Genomic DNA, 20,060 nt, shown 5'->3' with positions numbered 1-20,060 from the left:
ATATTTAAGCTATTCCCTCACTTCTATTAAAACAGATGAATGTTTTCTTTTTTACAAGCTGCACGTAAATCGTCAGGCCATACAGAAGATTGAACTTCACCGATATGTGCTTTACGTAAGAAGTACATGCACATTCTTGATTGTCCAATGCCACCGCCGATTGTTAATGGTAGTACGTCTTCTAATATACCTTTATGGAAATCATACTCACGTTTGAAGTCTTCACCAGTTTTCGTTAACTGCTCATCAAGCGATTTACTATCAACACGAATTCCCATTGATGATAACTCAAATGAAGATTGTAGTACTGGGTGCCAGAATAAAATGTCACCGTTTAATTTCCAATCGTCATAATCAGCTGCGCGTCCGTCATGCTTTTCACCTGAACGAAGTGCATCACCAATTCCGATAATGAAGACTGCACCGTGTTCTTTTGCAATTGCATGTTCACGATCTTTCGGTGTTAATTCTGGATATTTATCTTCTAGTTCTTGGGAAGTAATGAAAACAATCTCTTCTGGTAAATACTTTCCAAGGAACGGATATTTTTCAAATAAATGATCTTCTAAATCTTTGAATATTCCATAAATTGTTTGTACTGTTTTTTGTAAGTAATCGACAGTACGCCATTCTTTTTGAACGATTTTTTCCCAATCCCATTGGTCAACGTAAATGGAATGCGTTGCATCAAGTTCTTCATCACGACGGATCGCGTTCATGTTTGTATATAAACCTTCACCAGCTTCGTATCCGTATTCATGTAATGCAAATCGTTTCCATTTCGCTAGTGAATGAACAATTTCTAATTCTTCTCCTGAATGTAACATATCAAATTCAATTGGGCGTTCTACACCGTTTAGGTGATCGTTTAATCCTGATTTTTTCGTTACGAATAATGGTGCAGATACGCGGAATAGTTCAAGGCGTTTTGCTAATTGGTCCTCGAAGAATGTTTTAACTTCCTTAATTGCGATTTGAGTCTCTCTTACTGTCATTAATGATTGATACATGGTGGTTTCCTCCTAAAATGTTTGGATGTTGTGAAAAGAAGCCAACAAAAAAAGCCCTTCTTTCCCAAAAAACTGGGACGAAAGGCTTTGGTTCCGCGGTACCACCCAAATTAGCAACAGAGGTTGCTCACTTATACAATACGGAGATGAAATATCTCGATACTGTTCTTCTTGTAACGGCGAAGTTCCCGGCTAAGTCTACTTTCCTATAAAGGATTTCGGTTAGCAACTCCAGGAGGTTCTTCATAATAGGCTTCGTATCAGGCTCACACCACCCCTGACTCGCTTAAACTACGTCCTACTACTACTCGTCCTTTCATAGTCGTTTTGTTGTCACATCTCTGAAACATTTTATTAATGATTATTCTATACAAAAAATAAAGAAAGTCAACAAAAAGTTTTAAAATGTTTTTCAATTCTTTATTTTACGGCTTTATTGATTGTTGTTAATTTAACATCTTTATTTTTTCTGCCTCGTCAATCCAAAAAATGTTTCACTGACCGAAACTAACGTATACACAACAATTAATGTGATCGTTCGGAATATAGAATCTGCAGTATTTCTTATTATTTTCATTTTCTTTATAATTCCTTTCAGTTTACTTGCAAATTCATGTTATACTATAGCATTCAAGCAGTTTATTTTTACTTAAAGCAATCATAGTCATTTATAAAGAGTATTTTCTAAATCATTGACTATTATCAAATAAGATTTTTATATAACGGAGTGATCATATGAGTAAAACGAAAGCAAAACCGAAAAAAGGTGTAGGACAAGGTACAGGAAGTAAAGGATGGAACCGTTGGCAATCAAGTGCAAAGAAAAAGGCAGCTGCCAAACCATACAAAAGTAAAGGTACAAAGAAGTAATTTAAATAACATTTGATTTCTTTACTTTGTACAAAACAAAATATAATTATTACAACAAAAAAGCTATGCCCTCATAAATTTGAAGGCATAGCTTTTTTATATTAAATCATTAAAATATCTCGAATTTCTTCCTCTGTGATTGAGGACAATTTCTCTTCTCCCGGCTCAATCACTTCAGCGATTAAATTTTTCTTACTTTCTTGCAGTTCATGCATTTTCTCCTCAATTGTTCCCTGAGCTACTAGCTTTATAACTTGCACTGTATTTTTTTGTCCCATTCGATACGCCCTATCGGCCGCTTGTTGTTCAACAGCTGGATTCCACCATAAATCATATAATATTACTGTATCTGCACCAGTTAAATTAAGTCCGGTACCACCAGCTTTTAAAGAAATGAGAAATAGATCTCCTTCTCCTTCGTTAAACCGATCGCACAGCTCTACACGATCCTGCGCTGGTGTACTCCCGTCTAAATAAAAGTATGGAATTGCTTGTCGATTTAACTCACGACCAATAATGGAAAGCATCTTCGTAAATTGAGAAAAAATTAATATTCTCTTCCCTGTACTTCTACATTCCTCTAAAATCTCTAACAGTTGTTCAAATTTAGCTGAACTTCCTTTGTAATCATCAACAAATAAAGCGGGATGACAACAAATTTGTCGCAATCTCGTTAAACCAGCTAAAATTCTAATTTTATTTTTACGTAACGTGTCTTTGTCTAAATGCTTTAACGTTTCTTCCCTTAACTTCGCTAAATAAGCAGCATAGAGACTCTTTTGATCGGGTAATAACTCCGATGATTGTAAGTGCTCTATTTTCTCTGGCAACTCATTTAATACGTCCCCTTTTAATCGTCTTAATACGAATGGTTTCACTCGCTTCGCTATATCTTCACGCCTTAAATCACCGAACTCTTTTCTTCCTGGTAATAATTCCGGGAAGACGACATGGAAGATAGACCATAGCTCTTCTAATGAATTTTCTACAGGTGTACCAGTTAGTCCGAAACGGTATTCAGCTTGAATTGTTTTCACAGCTCTTGCCGTTTGCGTTGTAGGGTTTTTAAACGCCTGTGCTTCATCAAGAAATAGTGTATGAAATGGTCTTGCATATAATCTTATATCTCTTCTCAGTAATGGATATGACGTGATTACGACATCAAATTCCGTTATATCTTTCAAAATTTTCCGGCGCTCTGCTTGGTTTCCATCTGCAATAACTGCTCTAATATGCGGGGCGAATTTTTTCAATTCACTAAACCAATTATAAACAAGAGATGATGGTGAAACGACTAATATTGGCAGTTTCTTTTCTCGAATCTCAGTCAAAACAGAATCTATAAAAGCAATGCTTTGCAACGTTTTTCCAAGTCCCATATCATCTGCTAAAATACCGCCAAAACGGTAATGAGCAAGTGTTTTCATCCATTCGAACCCATATACTTGATACTTTCTCATTTCTGCATTTAAAGTATTTGGCACAGCAAACTTTAATTTTTTCGGGTTTTGAATGTTTTCTACTAACTCTTGAACTGAATCATCCAAACTTAAAACATTGCCTTCATGAAGTCCGTTCATCCATTTTACACTCCGAATAAGCGGAACATTTACCTCTTCTCCATGTAAAAATTCTTTCCGAATACCTGATTCTTTTATAAACTGATTAATTTCATTAAACTCTTTACTCTCTAGCGACAAAAACGAACCGTTCGCCAATCGATAATATTTACGTTTCTCTTCAAGGGCCGCTAATACACCTTTAATTTCTGCTTCTGGTATTCCTTTTATATCAAAACGAAATGACAACCAATCAATTCTTTCTTTTCTTCTCACTCTAATAAGAGGAACTGCATCCCCTTTACTAATTCGCAATTTGATTGCTGTCGTCGCATAAATATCAACTAAACCTTTTAATGTTGGCACGACGTGATATAAAAAGTTATACTCAGCTTCTTCATTATGCATAAAGTAACCGCCTTCTGTTTTTGCAAAGGCACTTTCACTCATAATGTCTAAAATCTCTTTTTCTTTTTTCTCATCACGATTAAAAACAGACGGCTGTCCATCCTCTTCTAGCGGATTAATCATGACGTTCCCATAGTGAAATTCAAGACCTGCTAATAAGCGATTTTTCACGCGGTCTAAATACAATTTCGCTTTTAGCGAAGGTGTTTCAACACGATCCGATATTACTTCATCAATGTGTACAGTTCCGAGCTTCATTAATCCTGGTACAACTTTCGCGACGAAATGTTCCATCTTACTTTCTGGAATATAAAACTGATTACTATTTGAGCGACTCATCATCTTTTGTAATTCAATAAGTCGCATACAATCTTCAATGTGTAAGTGATATAATTTCCCACCATAAAGTGCATTGTTATACATATCCATAACTTGTACACGATTTAGACCATCTATATGAAGTGTAAATCCGCCATTATTTCCCTTCGTAAATTCAAAGTGTAACGGCAACAAACCTTTTGAAACTTGTAATCCCTGAAACAGTTGTTTATTTTGTTTCAGCTGTACATATTCAACTTTAGAAAGTGAAGAGAGCATATCTTTCCATGAAGCTGGTGGTATAAATATCATACTTTCATCTTGTTTCGCATGTACTTCTAGCGCATCCTCATACATTTTTTCGTTATGATACATTTTAATGAGCTGCTGAATAATTGCATCCGTTTCTTGTTTAAAACTATGTACATCTGGTGTATATGTAAATTCATTTGAACAATGAAAAGACTCTCTTTTCTCCACCTTAGAAAGAAATTCTCTAATATGATTTATGAAATACACCTTGGCAAGTTTCAATTGAATTCCAAGAAGAGCACCACCACTTCTCGTAGCTACTGGTGTACATATAAACTCAACATCTAATATTTCACGTGTATCAAAACGGTGTTGTTTACTTTTTGGCCTCAGTGGTTTGTCTGCAAACAGCTGAAACATACCACTTGTCAATTGATCATTTCTGTTACTAGTGGAGCTCATTCCACCTGTTTGTTGATTATAGTTTATTTGTATTAATACTGCTGCAACATGTTGACAGTACGTTTGAAAAGACGCTAATGAAGGACAACTACATTTTGCAACAACATCACCCTTTTTGGCTTTTGCTACTGTAACATGGAAATCCTCGTTCCCTTTTACTGTCGCCTCACAAATTTCTTTATTTTCATCGTAATGATCTATTATCACTTTATTTGATTTATAATAGGTTTCACCTCTTTTATATGAGGTCTCTCCGCACACTTCTTTAATAATCGATTTATTCAATGTGAAACTCATCGCTTTGACACTTCCTTAATATAAAACCATTTTCTCTTACTTAACATTTTACATGCTCCACGAGAAAATATAAAATGTTGATTTAACAAAAAAAGATGCTTATTTATAAGCATCTTCTTCACTCTATCTCCATCAACCTCTTCGCCTCAAAATACAACACTTGAATAAACTTCTTCGTATTAATTCGCGTATGACCAGAAGATGCGAGTTCATCTTTCGTCATTTCTGTCATCCGTTTTCTAACTACGGTGAAATCGAAAAATTTTGGAGCATAGCTTTCAAATTTTGGATTTGAAAAGTCTGTTAGTCCTAAAGAAGCCAAATGATTTAACGACTGATAAATAGCTCGACGTACTCTTTGTTCAGACGCTTTTTTCTCTTTATCAATATCCGCACCTAAAGCTAGATCCCCTAATTTCCTTATCGTAATATGATGAAAAATTTCTTTTAACGCAGGAAAGCCAAACTCAAATGTCTGTGCCTTTTCTTGACCATATAAATATTCCAGCATACTAAGTAAATCTTTACTTCCATTCTCTCCCGCAATACCGAGTTCTGATAGTAAAAAGCGTCCTAAATCCCCTATCTTTTTTCCTTCTTGCACTGGTTCAGTACGCAATTGCGGTTTTTCCCACTGAAACACGTTATTCAATGATTTTTGAATATCATGTATAGAACGCTCCAATCTAATACGCTCCATCACTTTGCGTACAACAGATACAACTTCGATTTTATTTAATGGTTTTGTGATATAATATTCTACACCAAGTGTATATGCCTCACCTATAAGCTGCTTCGATTCCACTTGAGAAATCATAATGATTTTCCCCGTGAAAGTTGACGCAATGTGACGAACTGTTTCAATTCCGTCCCTCATCGGCATCAACAAATCAATAAATAAAATATCTACTTTTTTAAAATTTAGTTGATCCGCTTCAATAAAAGCTCCGTCATCCGCCTCACCAATTACTTCTCCAAGATCTCCATCTTCAATAATTTGCGAAAGCATCGAACGGAAAACTTCATCATCGTCTACGATATAATAAAACAAATCTATTCCCCTTCCCGCTTTAAACTACCCTCTGGTAAACAAACGATAAACTTACATCCTCTTTTATTTTCTCGGCCTTCTAATCTCACTTCTCCGCCTAGCTCTGTTACCATTTCATTTATGTAAGAAAGCCCAATACCAGTTGACGGTGTTCCCGTTTGATCATACTTGGAAGTAAATCCTGGCTTAAATACTAATTTCTTATACTTTTGTGCAATACCAGGTCCATCGTCAATTACTTCAAAAAATATATGTTGATCTCTTTTATATAGCTTAATAATAACGACACCTTTATCTTCAATTGCTTCAACTGCATTTGCAGCGAGGTTATTAAAAATTGATAGAACTGTATACACGTGGTATGCAGCATGCTCACCTTCTATATGTTTAGAAAAACGTATATCCTTTTCTAGCATTTCAGCATACTTCTCGTTTATTCTAACAATCATTTCTGCTAACTCATGTCCTTCTACATATTCAGCCACATTTTTATCTAATAACAGTTTAGATAATCCTGCAAATATCCTTTGATTATCCTTTTTTATTTCATGCACTTCCCCCGCTATTTTCAATGCTGTTTTACTACTTGAATCAGCGCTTACTTGTAAATTTCGATATAGTTGATATGCTTCTTGTGTAATTAACTCCGCATTTTGTAACGTCTTTTTCAAATGAACAGATTCCACATATAAATTAGAAAGATGCATTAACATATTTTCATTTTCTTTTCGAACTTGCGATTCTTTTAATTTCGTTTCATATAAATTCATCATATTTAAAAAACCAAGTGCAAAGAAACTACGAAAAATAGCAATAATAATAAGTTTATTCACTTCAGAAATCGTTATTGTTGTACCTAGTACTAACATGTGATAAAACGCAAGTTCTGACATACTTGCAACAATTTCAATTGAAATTCCAAGGCATCCAATAATGATTGGTTTCTGATGGAACTTATTTACCCTACAAAGCGAAAAAAAACTGCCATAAATAAAATAATAGAAGAACACAGGATAACGCAAATAAAATGATTCTGTCATATGAAATGAACCTTGCATGATCCAGTCAAGACATACTCGGAATAAGACTACAGATATACCAACAAGAATACCTGCAACTCCTGCTGGTACTCTTCTTAAAAATAATAATAAAAAGAAGAATAGCGGTGTACCGAAACTAACTCGAAACGTATCATTAAAGGGATGAAAGTTCAGCTCCCCAGCAATCGGAACAACGACCATTAATATAATTAAAAGGGACATATCTTTCTTCCATAATTGATTCCAATTCAAAGGTGACACTTCCTATACTTTTTTCAGTAGTAAAAGTGAAAGCCCGCTTATTGTTATAAACGGGCTTTTTTTCTATATTCTAACCTTTTCTACCGCTTTTATTTGGCGATACTCTGGCTTCCACATTGCTTCTTGCACTGCCATCTTGATATCGTTATCACTTAAGTTCACTCTTGCAACACCTTCTGCAACTGCAACTTTCGCTACTTCAATTGCAACCATTTCTGAGATATTACGTAATTCTTCGACCTCTGGTAAAATAGATGCTCCTGGCTGACTTGTATCTACCATACTTGCAACTGCTTCAGCAGCCGCTGCGAACATTCCATCCGTCATGACGCTTGCTCGTACTACAATTGTTCCAAGACCAAGCCCTGGGAAAATAAGTGCATTATTTGATTGTCCAATCACATACGTTACACCGTTATATGTAACTGGTTCAAATGGACTTCCTGTTGCAACTAACGCTCTTCCTTCTGTCCACTCGATTAAATCTGCTGGTTTTGCTTCAGCAAGTGGCGTCGGATTCGACATTGGTAAAATGATTGGTCTTTCTACGTGAGAAGCCATTTCTTTAATAATCTCTTCTTTAAATGCACCTGCAACAGTAGATGTACCAATTAAAATTGTCGGTTTTACATGTTTCACAACTTTAGCAAGTCCGATCACATCATTTTCTTTCCACTCACTTACTTCTGCTTCTTTTCTTGCGTACGGAATTTGGAAATCAAGAAGATCTTCCATATTATCTGTAACTAACCCGTTACGATCAATACACCAAAAACGCTTATATGATTCTTCTTCAGATACACCTACGCGGACCATCGCATCTCTAACTTGATCTGCGATACCGATTCCAGCCGTACCAGCACCAAATACAACAACGCGGTGTTCACTTAGCGGTACACCAGAAGCTTTCACTGCCGATAATACTGCCGCAAGTGAAACTGCACCTGTACCTTGAATATCATCATTAAACGTACAAACGTCATGACGGTATTTATCTAAAATTTTTCGTGCGTTACGAGAGCTAAAGTCTTCCCAATGTAAAAGTGCTTTCGGGAATTGTTTATTTACCGCTTGTACAAACGTATCAATAAATTCATCGTAAGCTTCACCTGTTATACGAGGGTGACGATTTCCAATATAAAATGGATTGTTTAATAGTTCCTCACGGTTTGTACCTACATCTAAAATTACCGGTAATACGCGGCTAGGATCGATTCCAACTGCGGCCGTATAAACAGCTAGCTTTCCGATTGCAATGTTAATACCACCAACGCCCCAGTCACCAATTCCTAATATGCCTTCTCCATCTGTTACAACGACTAAATCAATGTTCTCAGCTGTTGCACCAATATTGGTGAATGCTTCTTCAATACCTGATGGATCGTTAATCGATAAATAAACACCACGTGGTTTACGATATTCATGACTATATCTTTGAATTGCTACACCGACAGTTGGTGTATATACAATCGGTAACATTTCACGTAAATGATCTGTTAATATACGATAAAATAATACTTCATTTCGATCATGTAACGCAGTTAAGTATACATTCTTTAATAAATCATCCGGCTGAGAACTAAATTGTTCGTATGCTCGGCGTGCCTGTTCTTCTAACGTTAAAACCGCTGGCGGTAATAACCCTTTTAAACCTAACTCTTCTCTTTCATTTTGTGTGAAAGCTACCCCTTTATTTAAAAGTGGTGTTGATAATACTTCTGCTCCTCTTAATGTTGTTTCTAATGCACCATTAGAAGCTACTGTAAACTTGCTCATAACATCCCTACCTCTATTCATATATAGCATTTCTATATTGTAAACAAAAAAGAGGGGCTTGTCCCCCCTCTTCTTTTAATTTTTCTTTAAAAGAGTTGCTCCTGCAATCCCTGGATGTGTCATTTCAAATGGATCTAGAATTAACTCTAAGTCTTCTTGTGACAGTACACCATTTTTCACACAAAGTTCTCGAACGGATTGCCCTGTCGCGATTGCTTCTTTCGCAACGCGAGCTGCAGCTTCATAACCGATATGAGGGTTCACGGCTGTAATAATTCCTACACTTTTCTCAACATACTCTTTTAAGCGATCTTCATTCGCTTCAATTCCTTTTAAGCAATTATCTGTAAAGGCACGGAAACCGTTATTCATAATGCTAATTGATTGCAGTAAGTTGAAAACAAGTACTGGTTCCATAACGTTTAATTCTAATTGTCCTGCTTCTGAAGCAAGGCAAATTGTATGGTCATTACCAATTACTTGGAACGCAATTTGGTTAATAACTTCTGGCATAACAGGGTTTACTTTCCCTGGCATAATAGATGAACCTGGCTGACGAGCTGGTAACATAATTTCTGCTAAACCAACACGTGGACCTGATGCCATTAAGCGAAGGTCATTCGCAATTTTAGACATATTCATCATACATACTTTAAGTGCTGCAGATACTTCTGTGTATGCATCTGTATTTTGCGTTGCATCTACTAAGTCTTCTGCACCAACTAGTGGTAGTTCACTAATTGCAGCTAAATGTTTTACAACTGCTTCAATATATTCTGGGTCTGCATTTAAGCCTGTACCAACTGCAGTTGCTCCCATGTTCACTTCATATAAGTGTTGACGTGATTGTTGAATTCGTTTCATATCACGTTCAAGTACGCGAGAGTATGCTTTAAACTCTTGTCCAAGACGAATTGGCACAGCATCTTGTAAATGTGTACGACCCATTTTAATCACATGATCGAACTGTTCTGCTTTTAATTCAAATACATCATGCATATAACCCATCGTTTGTAATAAGCCTTCTAATGCATTTAACGTTGCGATATGAATCGCCGTTGGGAATGCATCATTTGTTGATTGCGCCATGTTTACATGACTATTTGGACTAATATAGTGATAGTCTCCCTTTTCCATTCCTAATAATTCAAGAGCACGATTGGCAATGACTTCATTTGCATTCATGTTCATTGAAGTACCTGCTCCGCCTTGAATTGGATCTACGATGAAATGATCATGCCATTTTCCATCAAGAATTTCTTGAGCAGCTTCTGCAATCACGCCACCCTTGTTCAATTCCAATCTTCCTACATCTGTATTCGCAAGTGCTGCTGCTTTTTTTACAATTGCGAACGCTCTAATTAAGCCTTCATGGATTTTGTATCCTGTAATTGGGAAATTTTCAACTGCACGCATTGTTTGTACGCCGTAGTATGCATAGTTTGGTACTTCTTTTTCACCTAAAAAATCTTTTTCAATTCGAACACCATTTTTAACTTCAGTTAATGTTGCCATGATTATTCACTCCTTAACGATTTCTTATGCTGCTTTTGTTTCTTTGACTGTTTCTACATATTGTTTTGCTTTCTCATTATCGAATTCGCCTTCCCACTTCGACATAACAATGGCCGCTAATGCATTTCCTAATACATTGACAGATGAGCGAATCATATCTAAAATGCGGTCAATTCCCGCAATTAACGCGATACCTTCTAGTGGTAGCCCCATTGAACCTAACGTTGCTAATACAACAACGAACGATGCACCTGGAACTCCCGCCATACCTTTGGATGTTAACATGAGAACGAATAATAACGTTATTTGCTCCGTTAGTGACATGTGCACACCGTACATTTGTGCAACAAACAATGCCGCTAACGCTTGATAAATAGCCGATCCAGTCAAGTTAAATGTATAACCTGTCGGAATTACGAAAGAGGCAACTGCCTTTGGACAACCGAACTCTTCCATTTTTCTCATTATATTAGGTAAAACAGCTTCTGAACTTGCTGTCGTAAACGAAAGAATCAGTTCTTCTTTTAAAATTTTTATTAATGTAAAAATGTTTACTCCAACCATTCGTGCATTAATACCTAATACAATCACAACGAATAGTATAACAGTTACGTATACAGCTAGCACTAGTTTTCCTAGCGGAAGTAATGTTGCTACACCAAATTTTGCAACTGTAACGGCAATTAATGCGAATACACCAAATGGTGCAAATTTCATAACTTGATTTGTAACCCAAAACATTGCTTCGAGTACGCCTTCAAAGAAGTTAAAAACAGGCTTTCCTTTTTCCCCAATTGCCGCAACTCCTAAGCCGAATAGTACTGAGAAGAATATAATCGGTAATAGGTCACCTTGTGCAATCGATTCAAATACGTTTTTTGGTACAATGTGAACAATTGTCTCAGCAAAACCTTTCTTCTCCGTTGCATCTGCTGTTTGTTTATAAGAAGAAATATCACTTTGCTGTAAATTACTCATATCAACACCAGTACCTGGTTGGAATATATTCGCTGCAAGTAATCCCATTAAAATAGCAATCGTCGTAATAATTTCGAAATAAAGAATTGTCTTACCGCCCAGTTTCCCAAGCTTTTTCATATCTCCTACACCAGCTACCGCAACAATTAAGGCTGAAATAACAATTGGTACTACAATCATCTTAATTAGGTGAATAAATATATCCCCAATTGGTGTGATATAAGAAATCGCCGTTTTATTGCCATAAAAGACTGCCCCTACTACAATCCCTAAAACAAGCGCGACAAAAATTTGTGTTGCCAATCCGAATTTTTTCATTTATGTTCATCCCCTTCATGCGAACGCTTTCAATTTGAATTTATAAAAGCTACTCACACATCTTATAAGCGAACCTACAAAATCATACAAAAACCTACAAGTTCGTCACAAAAAATTCATATATTTTTCTTCTTTTTTTCATTGACACCATTTTGTTAAAAAACGATAAAATAAACTTGATAAGTAATCAGATTGTTTCGTATAATCAAAAAGATATATACTTAAAACAAATCAAAATGAAAAGGAGTGGATGTTATGAAAAACTATACAAAGCAATTCGTCCTATCTTCTTCTTTTCTTTTTCATTTTCTTAAAAAGGAACAAAGGCATTCGCCTTTGTTCCTTTTTTATTGCGATCTATATAGGGGGAATTGTTATGAGACCATATAAACGTGTCTTAATTAAATTAAGCGGCGGTGCACTTGCCGATCAAACTGGAAATAGCTTTAACTCCAAACGATTAGAACATATCGCAAACGAAATTTTATCCATTGTTGATTTAGGTATCGAAGTATCCATCGTCATCGGTGGCGGTAACATTTTTAGGGGGCATCTAGCTGAAGAGTGGGGAATTGATCGCGTAGAAGCTGATAATATCGGTACGTTAGGTACAATCATTAACAGCTTAATGCTTCGCGGTGTTTTAACAAGTAAAACAAATAGAGAAGTACGCGTTATGACTTCCATTCCATTTAATGCAGTAGCTGAACCATACATTCGCTTGCGTGCAGTCCACCATTTAGATAACGGTTATATCGTTATCTTTGGAGGCGGTAACGGCCAACCGTTCGTGACGACTGATTATCCAAGTGTACAAAGAGCCATCGAGATGAATAGTGATGCCATATTAGTCGCAAAACAAGGGGTCGATGGCGTCTTTACAAGTGATCCAAAGCATAATAAATCAGCAAAAATGTACAGCAAACTAAACTATAATGATGTCGTTAGACAAAATATACAAGTCATGGATCAAGCGGCATTACTGCTTGCCCGGGACTACAATTTACCAGCACACGTCTTTAACTTTGATGAGCCTGGTGTCATGAAGAAAATATGTTTAGGCGAACATGTGGGGACGTTGATCAATGATGATGTTACGATGCTGGTGCATGAAAAATAATAATTCCCCACCAAAAAGGGTGCCTTTTGTAGGCACCCTTTCCTAATTCATCATCACAAATAGAAGTCAACCAATCCTGCCACTTTCTCCTTACAACGCTCCCAAAAAGATAACTTTTCAAAAAACTCTTTCGTCATTTCTTTCGAATCATGAAAATCCTCTGTTAACGCCTTATTAACTTGTCCTACAATAGGACCACCATAAATATAAAAATTCATTTCATCATTTATATTGAAGCTACGCGAAGTAAAGTTTGTTGTACCAATAACGGTTAATTCATTATCAATAAGCATTAATTTACCATGGAACATTCCTTTTTTATAACCATATACAGTAATCCCATTATTAACAGCTTGACGTATGTATGGATACGCCGCTTCTTTTATAAGAGGTAGATCCGGTTTATATGACCAAAGTATTTTTACTGTAACACCACGCTTTTGCGCTGCGATTAAAGCATTCATAGATTCTTTATTTTTTGCTATAAAATACGGCGTTGCAATTACAATGGAGTGTTGAGCTTGTTTTATGAGCTCTATATATTTTTCAGCAACGTAATGCCCATTGTAACTAGTCATAGTATGTAATGTATTCCCTTTACTAGCTTTATTCGTACTCCTCTTTATCTCTTCTTTCGTATCTCGTTTCCAATCTAAAGCAAACTGCTCTTCTAAATCTTTTGCTCCTTCTCCTTTAAGCCGTACATGATAATCACGCCAATATCCAAATCGCTTATCTTTCCCTAAGTACTCATCTCCTATATTAAATCCGCCTGTATAGCCAATCTCCCCATCAATCGTCGTAATACGGCGATGATTACGATGGTGAAGTGAATAAAATCCGAATGGCAATGCAGGTTTTCTACTATATGTAAAATGCACACCACTTTCCCGCAATTCATTTATCATCTTTCTTTCAAATGATAAATCATTCATGCGATCAACTGATAAATAGACGTTTACTCCTTCTTTTGCCTTCTCTTTTAATAAGTTTAAAAAAGTATGACTACTTTTATCATCCGACAAAATGAAGAAATAAGTGTAGATGGAGCTTTTGGCTTCTCTTATATCAGTAAATAATTGTTTATAAAAAGACTTCCCTTCTACATATAATTGAAAGTCACTATAATGAGGCGCATACTCTGTCGGCATGTTTTTCCCAGCTTCCATTTTCCTACCTAAGGTAACATCGATATGCATCCATATTAAAATAAAAACGAAAATAGCAATAACAATAGAAGTAACTCGCAATATTTTTTTAATCATTTTGATTTCCTTCCGATCATATTCCTTACTATTTCGTAGTGTTTCATTTAAATATGTTTTCATACGAAATGTATTTCTTATTTTTATTGATACTAAACAGTTAAAGGAGATACGAATATGAGAAAAGGAAAAACTCCTATTGTTTTTATCCCAGGTCTTTTCGGTTCAATGAGCAATATTATTATTCCCGGCACTGGTAATTGGAGTTTTGGACTTTCTGCATTTGTTTACGAACCATTCATCATGATGCTAGAAAGTATGGGCTACGAACGAAATAAAAACTTGTTCATCTGTTTTTATGACTGGCGGCAGCGTATTGTTTTTTCTACACAAAAATATTTATTACAAACGATTGCCTATGCTAAAAAAATGACAGGTTGCGATAAACTAAATCTAATTTGTCATAGTATGGGCGGGCTTCTTGGACGTTCTTACGTTCAAAGTGATGAATATAAAAATGATGTGAATCAGCTTATAATACTCTGCACACCAAACGCTGGATCTCCACCCAATTATAGTTATTGGACTGGAGGTAGTCTCCCTTTTCATGCCTCTGCTAAAATAAATATCGTTCATTTTTATATAGAACAATATATTTGTTACTTAAGCATCTTACATAAAATGAATAAAGTTGAGGCGATACACATTTACTTTCCAGGATTACAAGATGTTATTCCTTGTAAAAATTACGGAAATTATTTATTTATAAGATCTGACTCTTCTATTACATTTCTTCCTTATAGTACGATGAAAACGAAAAACCCTTTCCTCGATACATTAAATACAAATAGATTTATTATACAAAAAAGAAATATTGAAACGACACTCATTGCCGGAAATGGAGAGGAAACAACTCAATATTTACAAGTCATCCCTTCACATTCCAAACTGAAATGGACAGACGGCAAAGTCGTCGGTGATTTACTTACAAAACATGGTGACGGTAACGCTGTTCTACATAGCGTTTTTCTTCTAGATGGAAATAAATATGTTTTGCATGCTTCACATAACGAAGTGCTCTACAAAAGCATTCCTATACTACAAAAGATACTCTAAATTTCAAACAAAAAAGGTATGGCATTAAGCCACACCTTTTCACATTAAACAAAATTTCTCGCATCATTATTTCTTCCAAACTTATAAATAGCAATTAAGAAGAATGCAATTGCGAAAGCGAATAAAATTAAAATGTTTAAATACAACTCCGAGAATGGTATTCCCTGCTGTAGTTTTGATATCGTATCTAACAACCAGCGCTGTGGAAGAAAATTAGCTACTTTTTGTACTGCACTTGGCATAATATCATATGGGAAATAACATCCCGCAAGTAAGCATGTTGGTACAATGATCATATTTTGCATCGCATTTGCCGATGCTGAGTTTTTCGAAAAAGCTACAAGGACTAATGATATTCCAATTGCGATTAATGCAAATAGCATTAGTACGCCCATCATCACTATGAAAGACATATTGATATCCGTATGAAAAACATTCGTCAGGAATAGGATTGTAATCAAAATTTGTACTGTTAGTATTATCATATTTACCCCGACATTAGATAATATGAACTTCTTCCCATCTATCGGCGTTGATAATAGTCTAAAGTACGTTCTATTCTCTTTTTCTTTTAAAATATGACCTGATAAGTTAGCTGCTGAAAACAGCATAAACATAATAAGGTAACCCATCGTTTGATTTGTCATATCTTTATTTTTCGAAGTATCTTCTAGCGTCTCAGTTTTCATTTTAAATGAACCTTTTTGATACCCTGCGTACATATTGTCGAATGTACTTTGATCTGTTCCTGCTACTTTACTAATAGCTGCTATATTATCAATATAATTATATAAATATGATTTTATAAATCCTGTTACTTGATCACCTTTAATCGATGAAATTTCAATATGCTCTGGTTTCCCTTCTCGAACACTTTTTGAAAAACCAGAATCCAATGTAATAACTCCATCAAGTTTTTTGGAAGTGAGTTTATCTTCTACTTCAGACTCCTTAACCTTACTCACATTCACATGATTTAATCCTTCTAAAAACTTTATCGTATCATTTGTTATCGGCTCATTTTCTTTATTTACAATCCCGATATTTAACGTTCCTTGCCCTGCATTTCCATATATCGAGAAGGAAATGAGCGTCCCTATTATCGGCAAGCTAATTATAATGAGTAAACTTTTTTTATTTTTCAAAAGCACAGATAACGTTTTTTGTATGAGCCATAAAATATCCTTCATACTATAGCCCCTCCCGTCTACGTAATGCAATAATTGCAATTAATAAAAAGAGTGCTGAAATTCCAAGGTTTAAAGAAATGACTGATAATGCTGCCCCTACATCATTTGCATAAATAATTTTCATAACAGCTGTATTTGCCCAAGTTAATGGTGATAAATTCGTAACGAAATTTTCTTCTATTACGAAATATGCACCTCCAAAAATAGAAGCTAATTGCACAACAACCATAATAATTGCCCTAGACGCTTCAGCTGTTTTCGTAATATATCCGATTCCTAAACCGAAGCTAATTGCTAGAAAGACTTGTGTTAATAAAATAAGAAATATGATTCCAAGATGGTCGCCCCAATTCGCTTGAAAAACAAATTTACTAAATAACATGACGAGTAATATGCACAGGGCATTTGCTACTAGGCTACCAAGTACTTTTCCAATGAATATTTCAGCTTTACTTATAGGTGCAGCAATGAGACGATCTCCTGTTTTACGTATTCGTTCTCCTCGAATTAAAGAACTCGCTCCCATCGCAGCATATAGTGCAATCATCGTTGTCATTACAACCGCATAGTAATCCATAGAACCTGGTTTTTTCGCAGCTTGTAAGGATGTTTCTTTTATATAATCATTATGATTTCCGTTTGAAATAACTGTGCTCACCTTAGTAGGATCTACTTTTGCAACTTCGACCGCTACATTGTACTTATCAACAAATGTTGTAAGCATTCCTTCCACAATACTCCCCTCAATACTACTTTTGTCACTTCCGTAAAATTTTGCACCATCTTTATTTAACTCTACATAAGCAGCATATTTATTTTTCTTCACTTCTTCTTTCCCATCTATACCTTCGGAAGCTTTTTTAAAATGAATACCTGATTTATCCACTTCTTTCGTAAATGCTTCAAATGATTGAGAAAACGTGCTACTCGCTTCATCTTTATATAGCACTTGTATATCTTTAATCGAATGACTATCACTATTAAATGCGTTGGTTAACGCTGTTCCTAACACAAGCATAAGCACAATCGGAAATGCTAACATAAAAACTAAAGTTCTTACGTCTCTGAAATCTCTTTTAATATGCATAATTGCAATATTGAAGATGTTCAATTGATGAACCTCCCTTTACCTTTTATTTATCTCGTAAGTTTCTTCCGGTTAACGTAAGAAATACTGTTTCTAAGTTTGGAGCCTGCTCCTCTAACGAACGAATTTCAATGTCATGATTAATGAAATGCTGAATAATTTGATTTAAATTATTTAATCCTGCATCCGAGTTTACCTTGATTACGTTCTCTTCAATCTGAACAGCTTTCACACCGTTTATCTCTTTTAACTTTTCTACATCTAAATTTTCTACTGACTTCACTTCAATCCAAATATCTTTCGTATCTGTAATAATCGCTTTTAACTGTTCTTTCGTACCTTCTGCAATCACTTTACCGTGGTCGACAATTGCGATTTTCGTACAAATCTCTTCTACTTCTTCCATGTAGTGGCTCGTGTAAATAATAGTGCTTCCCATTTCATTTAACTTCCGGACAGACTGAAGAATATAGTTCCTTGACTGCGGATCAATTCCAACTGTCGGTTCATCCATAATAATTAACTTCGGTCTATGTGCAATTGCACAAGCAATATTTAATCTTCTTTTCATCCCACCAGAAAAGTTCTTCGGATAGCTTTTCTGTTTATCACTAAGTCCTACAAATTGAAGAGCTTCCTCTACCCTAGCTTTTAATTCAGCTCCTCGTAATCCGTACAATCCAGCAAAGAATTTCACATTTTCATAGGCAGTTAACTCTTCATAAATCGCAATATCTTGTGGAACAATACCGATATTCATCTTTGCAAATCGATTATGTTTCTTTATATTTTTTCCTAGTATGCTAATTTCACCTTCATTACTTCTTAACAAACCAGCAATCATATTTATCGTTGTACTCTTACCAGCACCATTTGATCCTAAAAAGCCAAATATTTCTCCTTCTTTAATAGATAAAGACATATTATCAACTGCGATGAAATCACCAAATTTTTTCGTTAAATTTTTAATTTCTAATGTATTCATCATTTTCACCCCTATTTCGGTTTCTCTGCTTTTAGTATAAACAAAAAGAATGAACCTGCTCAGTGCAGAAGTTCATTCTTTTCACATGAGAATATTCACTTTTTTCATATGAGATGGTTCATCCTCGTACCATTCTCTTTATATTGGCAACAACATCGTTACTGAAAAACCACTTGTCCCATCTACAATAATTTTTCCGTTTACAGACGCCGTTCGCTCCTCCATCCCCATAATACCGAGACCTTTTTTAACAAGAGCTACCCCTTTTCCGTTATCCTTCACTTGCACCTTAACCATCTTGTTAAGCACATGAATATCTATAGAAATAACTGTCGCATCAGCATATTTCATTGCATTTGTTAGTGCTTCTGTAACATTCTCACCGATAATTTTCCACTGAATGGGAGAAATCATATCTAAGTTCCCTTTGTACACGAAAGGAATATTCACATCATTCTTACCGGCAAATTCCTCTATGAATAATTTCATACGATGAATGCCAATTTGCTCTGTTGGTGGCTTCATATTTTTTAACGTAATGCGAATACTTTCAATTCCATCTTTTGAAATGTGAATTGCATTTTGTAATAACTCCGCTGATTTTTCTTTATCTATCCCCATTAATCTCTTTGCTGCTTCCATTTGAATTAGTGCACCCGTCATCGAGTGGCCAATTTTATCATGAATTTCTTGTGATAACCGATTTCTCTCTTCTAGCTTAAATGTGTATTCAGATTGTCTTATGTACTCTTTATTTTCATGTAAACTTTTCGTAAGTCGTTGCATATCTTTCCGCATCTTATCATTTTGCGATTCAAGCTTTACTACACGCGATATATATCGATCTGCAATAGTTAAAACGAGAAAAGAAAATGCAACAATTAATCCATAAGTCATTCGAATACTTTCATCTGCAATCGTAATTGGGAGCATCATAACGACAAAGCGTGGCCAATTATTTTCTATGTAATAGAATATAATTTCGTATAAGTTCAAAGGTAAAAACAAAATAAAAAATGGATGAATCCTCCATGTAAATAACATAACTACGCCAATGGACATACAGATTAATATTTTTTTATACGTATCTTTTTTAAATATAGAAATCATTACGTTTACAGAGAGGTAAATAAGTAAAGTAAATATAACCCACGGTAAATTTGCTACATTTGCGTAAATATAACTAAACACAATATATAAAAAGACAATTAATTTACTTACAGTTAACCAAAATTCCATATC

15 protein-coding genes and 1 other annotated feature are annotated in these 20,060 nt (G+C 35.3%); of the genes, 3 read left to right on the top strand and 12 right to left on the bottom strand.

Annotation, left to right across the window (positions count from 1 at the left end):
* Positions 1-26 precede the first annotated feature (26 nt).
* Positions 27-1,010 (bottom strand): aspartate--ammonia ligase, encoded by a 984-nt coding sequence (gene asnA, locus BUA87_RS00485; RefSeq protein WP_000284912.1) that lies wholly within the window; start codon positions 1,008-1,010, stop codon positions 27-29.
* A gap of 70 nt (positions 1,011-1,080) precedes the next feature.
* Positions 1,081-1,339 (bottom strand) — a binding site (T-box leader).
* 406 nt (positions 1,340-1,745) lie between these two features.
* Here asnA and BUA87_RS00475 point away from each other — a divergent pair.
* Positions 1,746-1,880 carry a DUF3934 domain-containing protein gene (locus tag BUA87_RS00475; RefSeq protein WP_000047588.1) on the top strand — a complete coding sequence of 45 codons (135 nt, stop codon included), beginning with the start codon at positions 1,746-1,748 and terminating at the stop codon, positions 1,878-1,880.
* Positions 1,881-1,981: 101 nt separating this feature from the next.
* On the opposite strand, the gene BUA87_RS00470 is transcribed toward BUA87_RS00475, so the two are convergent.
* From BUA87_RS00470 to BUA87_RS00445, 6 genes are all read right to left on the bottom strand, one after another.
* Positions 1,982-5,176: a DEAD/DEAH box helicase gene (locus BUA87_RS00470; RefSeq protein ID WP_071714460.1), complete on the bottom strand. Its 3,195-nt coding sequence runs from the start codon at positions 5,174-5,176 to the stop codon at positions 1,982-1,984.
* 118 nt (positions 5,177-5,294) lie between these two features.
* Positions 5,295-6,227 carry a response regulator gene (locus tag BUA87_RS00465; RefSeq protein ID WP_006918521.1) on the bottom strand — a complete coding sequence of 311 codons (933 nt, stop codon included), beginning with the start codon at positions 6,225-6,227 and terminating at the stop codon, positions 5,295-5,297.
* 2 nt (positions 6,228-6,229) lie between these two features.
* On the bottom strand, positions 6,230-7,528 hold the full coding sequence (locus BUA87_RS00460) for a sensor histidine kinase (protein WP_002195356.1): 1,299 nt from the start codon (positions 7,526-7,528) through the stop codon (positions 6,230-6,232).
* A 63-nt stretch (positions 7,529-7,591) separates the two neighbouring features.
* Positions 7,592-9,304, bottom strand: a complete 1,713-nt coding sequence (gene malS, locus BUA87_RS00455) for an oxaloacetate-decarboxylating malate dehydrogenase (protein ID WP_071714495.1) — start codon at positions 9,302-9,304, stop codon at positions 7,592-7,594.
* A 75-nt stretch (positions 9,305-9,379) separates the two neighbouring features.
* Entirely contained in the window at positions 9,380-10,819 is a 1,440-nt protein-coding gene (aspA, locus tag BUA87_RS00450; protein ID WP_000224200.1) for an aspartate ammonia-lyase, read from the bottom strand.
* Between the two features lie 24 nt (positions 10,820-10,843).
* The gene (locus BUA87_RS00445; RefSeq protein ID WP_000713291.1) at positions 10,844-12,115 is read right to left on the bottom strand and encodes a cation:dicarboxylate symporter family transporter; all 1,272 of its coding nucleotides are present in this window, start codon (positions 12,113-12,115) and stop codon (positions 10,844-10,846) included.
* A 376-nt stretch (positions 12,116-12,491) separates the two neighbouring features.
* On the opposite strand from BUA87_RS00445, the gene pyrH reads away from it, so the two are divergent.
* Positions 12,492-13,235, top strand: a complete 744-nt coding sequence (gene pyrH / locus BUA87_RS00440) for a UMP kinase (protein WP_001248059.1) — start codon at positions 12,492-12,494, stop codon at positions 13,233-13,235.
* A gap of 53 nt (positions 13,236-13,288) precedes the next feature.
* Here the strand turns inward: pyrH and cls are convergent, their stop codons facing one another.
* Positions 13,289-14,500, bottom strand: coding sequence for a cardiolipin synthase (gene cls / locus BUA87_RS00435; RefSeq protein ID WP_071714461.1), 1,212 nt, complete (start codon positions 14,498-14,500; stop codon positions 13,289-13,291).
* A 117-nt stretch (positions 14,501-14,617) separates the two neighbouring features.
* Here cls and BUA87_RS00430 point away from each other — a divergent pair, with 117 nt between their 5' ends.
* A complete protein-coding gene (locus tag BUA87_RS00430; RefSeq protein WP_071714462.1) occupies positions 14,618-15,556 on the top strand; it encodes an esterase/lipase family protein in 939 nt (312 codons plus the stop codon).
* Positions 15,557-15,600: 44 nt separating this feature from the next.
* Here BUA87_RS00430 and BUA87_RS00425 read toward each other — a convergent pair whose 3' ends face one another.
* The 4 genes from BUA87_RS00425 to BUA87_RS00410 form a co-directional block, all read right to left on the bottom strand.
* Positions 15,601-16,746: an ABC transporter permease gene (locus BUA87_RS00425; protein WP_000651886.1), complete on the bottom strand. Its 1,146-nt coding sequence runs from the start codon at positions 16,744-16,746 to the stop codon at positions 15,601-15,603.
* Position 16,747: 1 nt separating this feature from the next.
* Positions 16,748-17,857 carry an ABC transporter permease gene (locus tag BUA87_RS00420; RefSeq protein ID WP_001020153.1) on the bottom strand — a complete coding sequence of 370 codons (1,110 nt, stop codon included), beginning with the start codon at positions 17,855-17,857 and terminating at the stop codon, positions 16,748-16,750.
* A 22-nt stretch (positions 17,858-17,879) separates the two neighbouring features.
* Entirely contained in the window at positions 17,880-18,818 is a 939-nt protein-coding gene (locus tag BUA87_RS00415; RefSeq protein WP_001093820.1) for an ABC transporter ATP-binding protein, read from the bottom strand.
* A gap of 138 nt (positions 18,819-18,956) precedes the next feature.
* Complete coding sequence (locus BUA87_RS00410) at positions 18,957-20,057, bottom strand: sensor histidine kinase (protein WP_072938169.1); 1,101 nt, start codon at positions 20,055-20,057, stop codon at positions 18,957-18,959.
* Positions 20,058-20,060 lie beyond the last annotated feature (3 nt).

This window comes from Bacillus sp. bc15, assembly GCF_900142585.1.
Taxonomy (GTDB): domain Bacteria; phylum Bacillota; class Bacilli; order Bacillales; family Bacillaceae_G; genus Bacillus_A; species Bacillus_A cereus.
The sequence above is the reverse complement of the archived record's forward strand: the minus strand, read 5'-3'. Positions and strand labels throughout refer to the sequence as shown.

What these genes read in the sequence shown, in the direction of transcription:
- asnA (WP_000284912.1), bottom strand. Translation starts at nt 1,010, where the DNA reads ATGTATCAATCATTAATGACAGTAAGAGAGACTCAAATCGCAATTAAG.
- BUA87_RS00475 (WP_000047588.1), top strand. Translation starts at nt 1,746, where the DNA reads ATGAGTAAAACGAAAGCAAAACCGAAAAAAGGTGTAGGACAAGGTACA.
- BUA87_RS00470 (WP_071714460.1), bottom strand. Translation starts at nt 5,176, where the DNA reads ATGAGTTTCACATTGAATAAATCGATTATTAAAGAAGTGTGCGGAGAG.
- malS (WP_071714495.1), bottom strand. Translation starts at nt 9,304, where the DNA reads ATGAGCAAGTTTACAGTAGCTTCTAATGGTGCATTAGAAACAACATTA.
- aspA (WP_000224200.1), bottom strand. Translation starts at nt 10,819, where the DNA reads ATGGCAACATTAACTGAAGTTAAAAATGGTGTTCGAATTGAAAAAGAT.
- BUA87_RS00445 (WP_000713291.1), bottom strand. Translation starts at nt 12,115, where the DNA reads ATGAAAAAATTCGGATTGGCAACACAAATTTTTGTCGCGCTTGTTTTA.
- pyrH (WP_001248059.1), top strand. Translation starts at nt 12,492, where the DNA reads ATGAGACCATATAAACGTGTCTTAATTAAATTAAGCGGCGGTGCACTT.
- cls (WP_071714461.1), bottom strand. Translation starts at nt 14,500, where the DNA reads ATGATTAAAAAAATATTGCGAGTTACTTCTATTGTTATTGCTATTTTC.
- BUA87_RS00430 (WP_071714462.1), top strand. Translation starts at nt 14,618, where the DNA reads ATGAGAAAAGGAAAAACTCCTATTGTTTTTATCCCAGGTCTTTTCGGT.
- BUA87_RS00425 (WP_000651886.1), bottom strand. Translation starts at nt 16,746, where the DNA reads ATGAAGGATATTTTATGGCTCATACAAAAAACGTTATCTGTGCTTTTG.
- BUA87_RS00415 (WP_001093820.1), bottom strand. Translation starts at nt 18,818, where the DNA reads ATGAATACATTAGAAATTAAAAATTTAACGAAAAAATTTGGTGATTTC.
- BUA87_RS00410 (WP_072938169.1), bottom strand. Translation starts at nt 20,057, where the DNA reads ATGGAATTTTGGTTAACTGTAAGTAAATTAATTGTCTTTTTATATATT.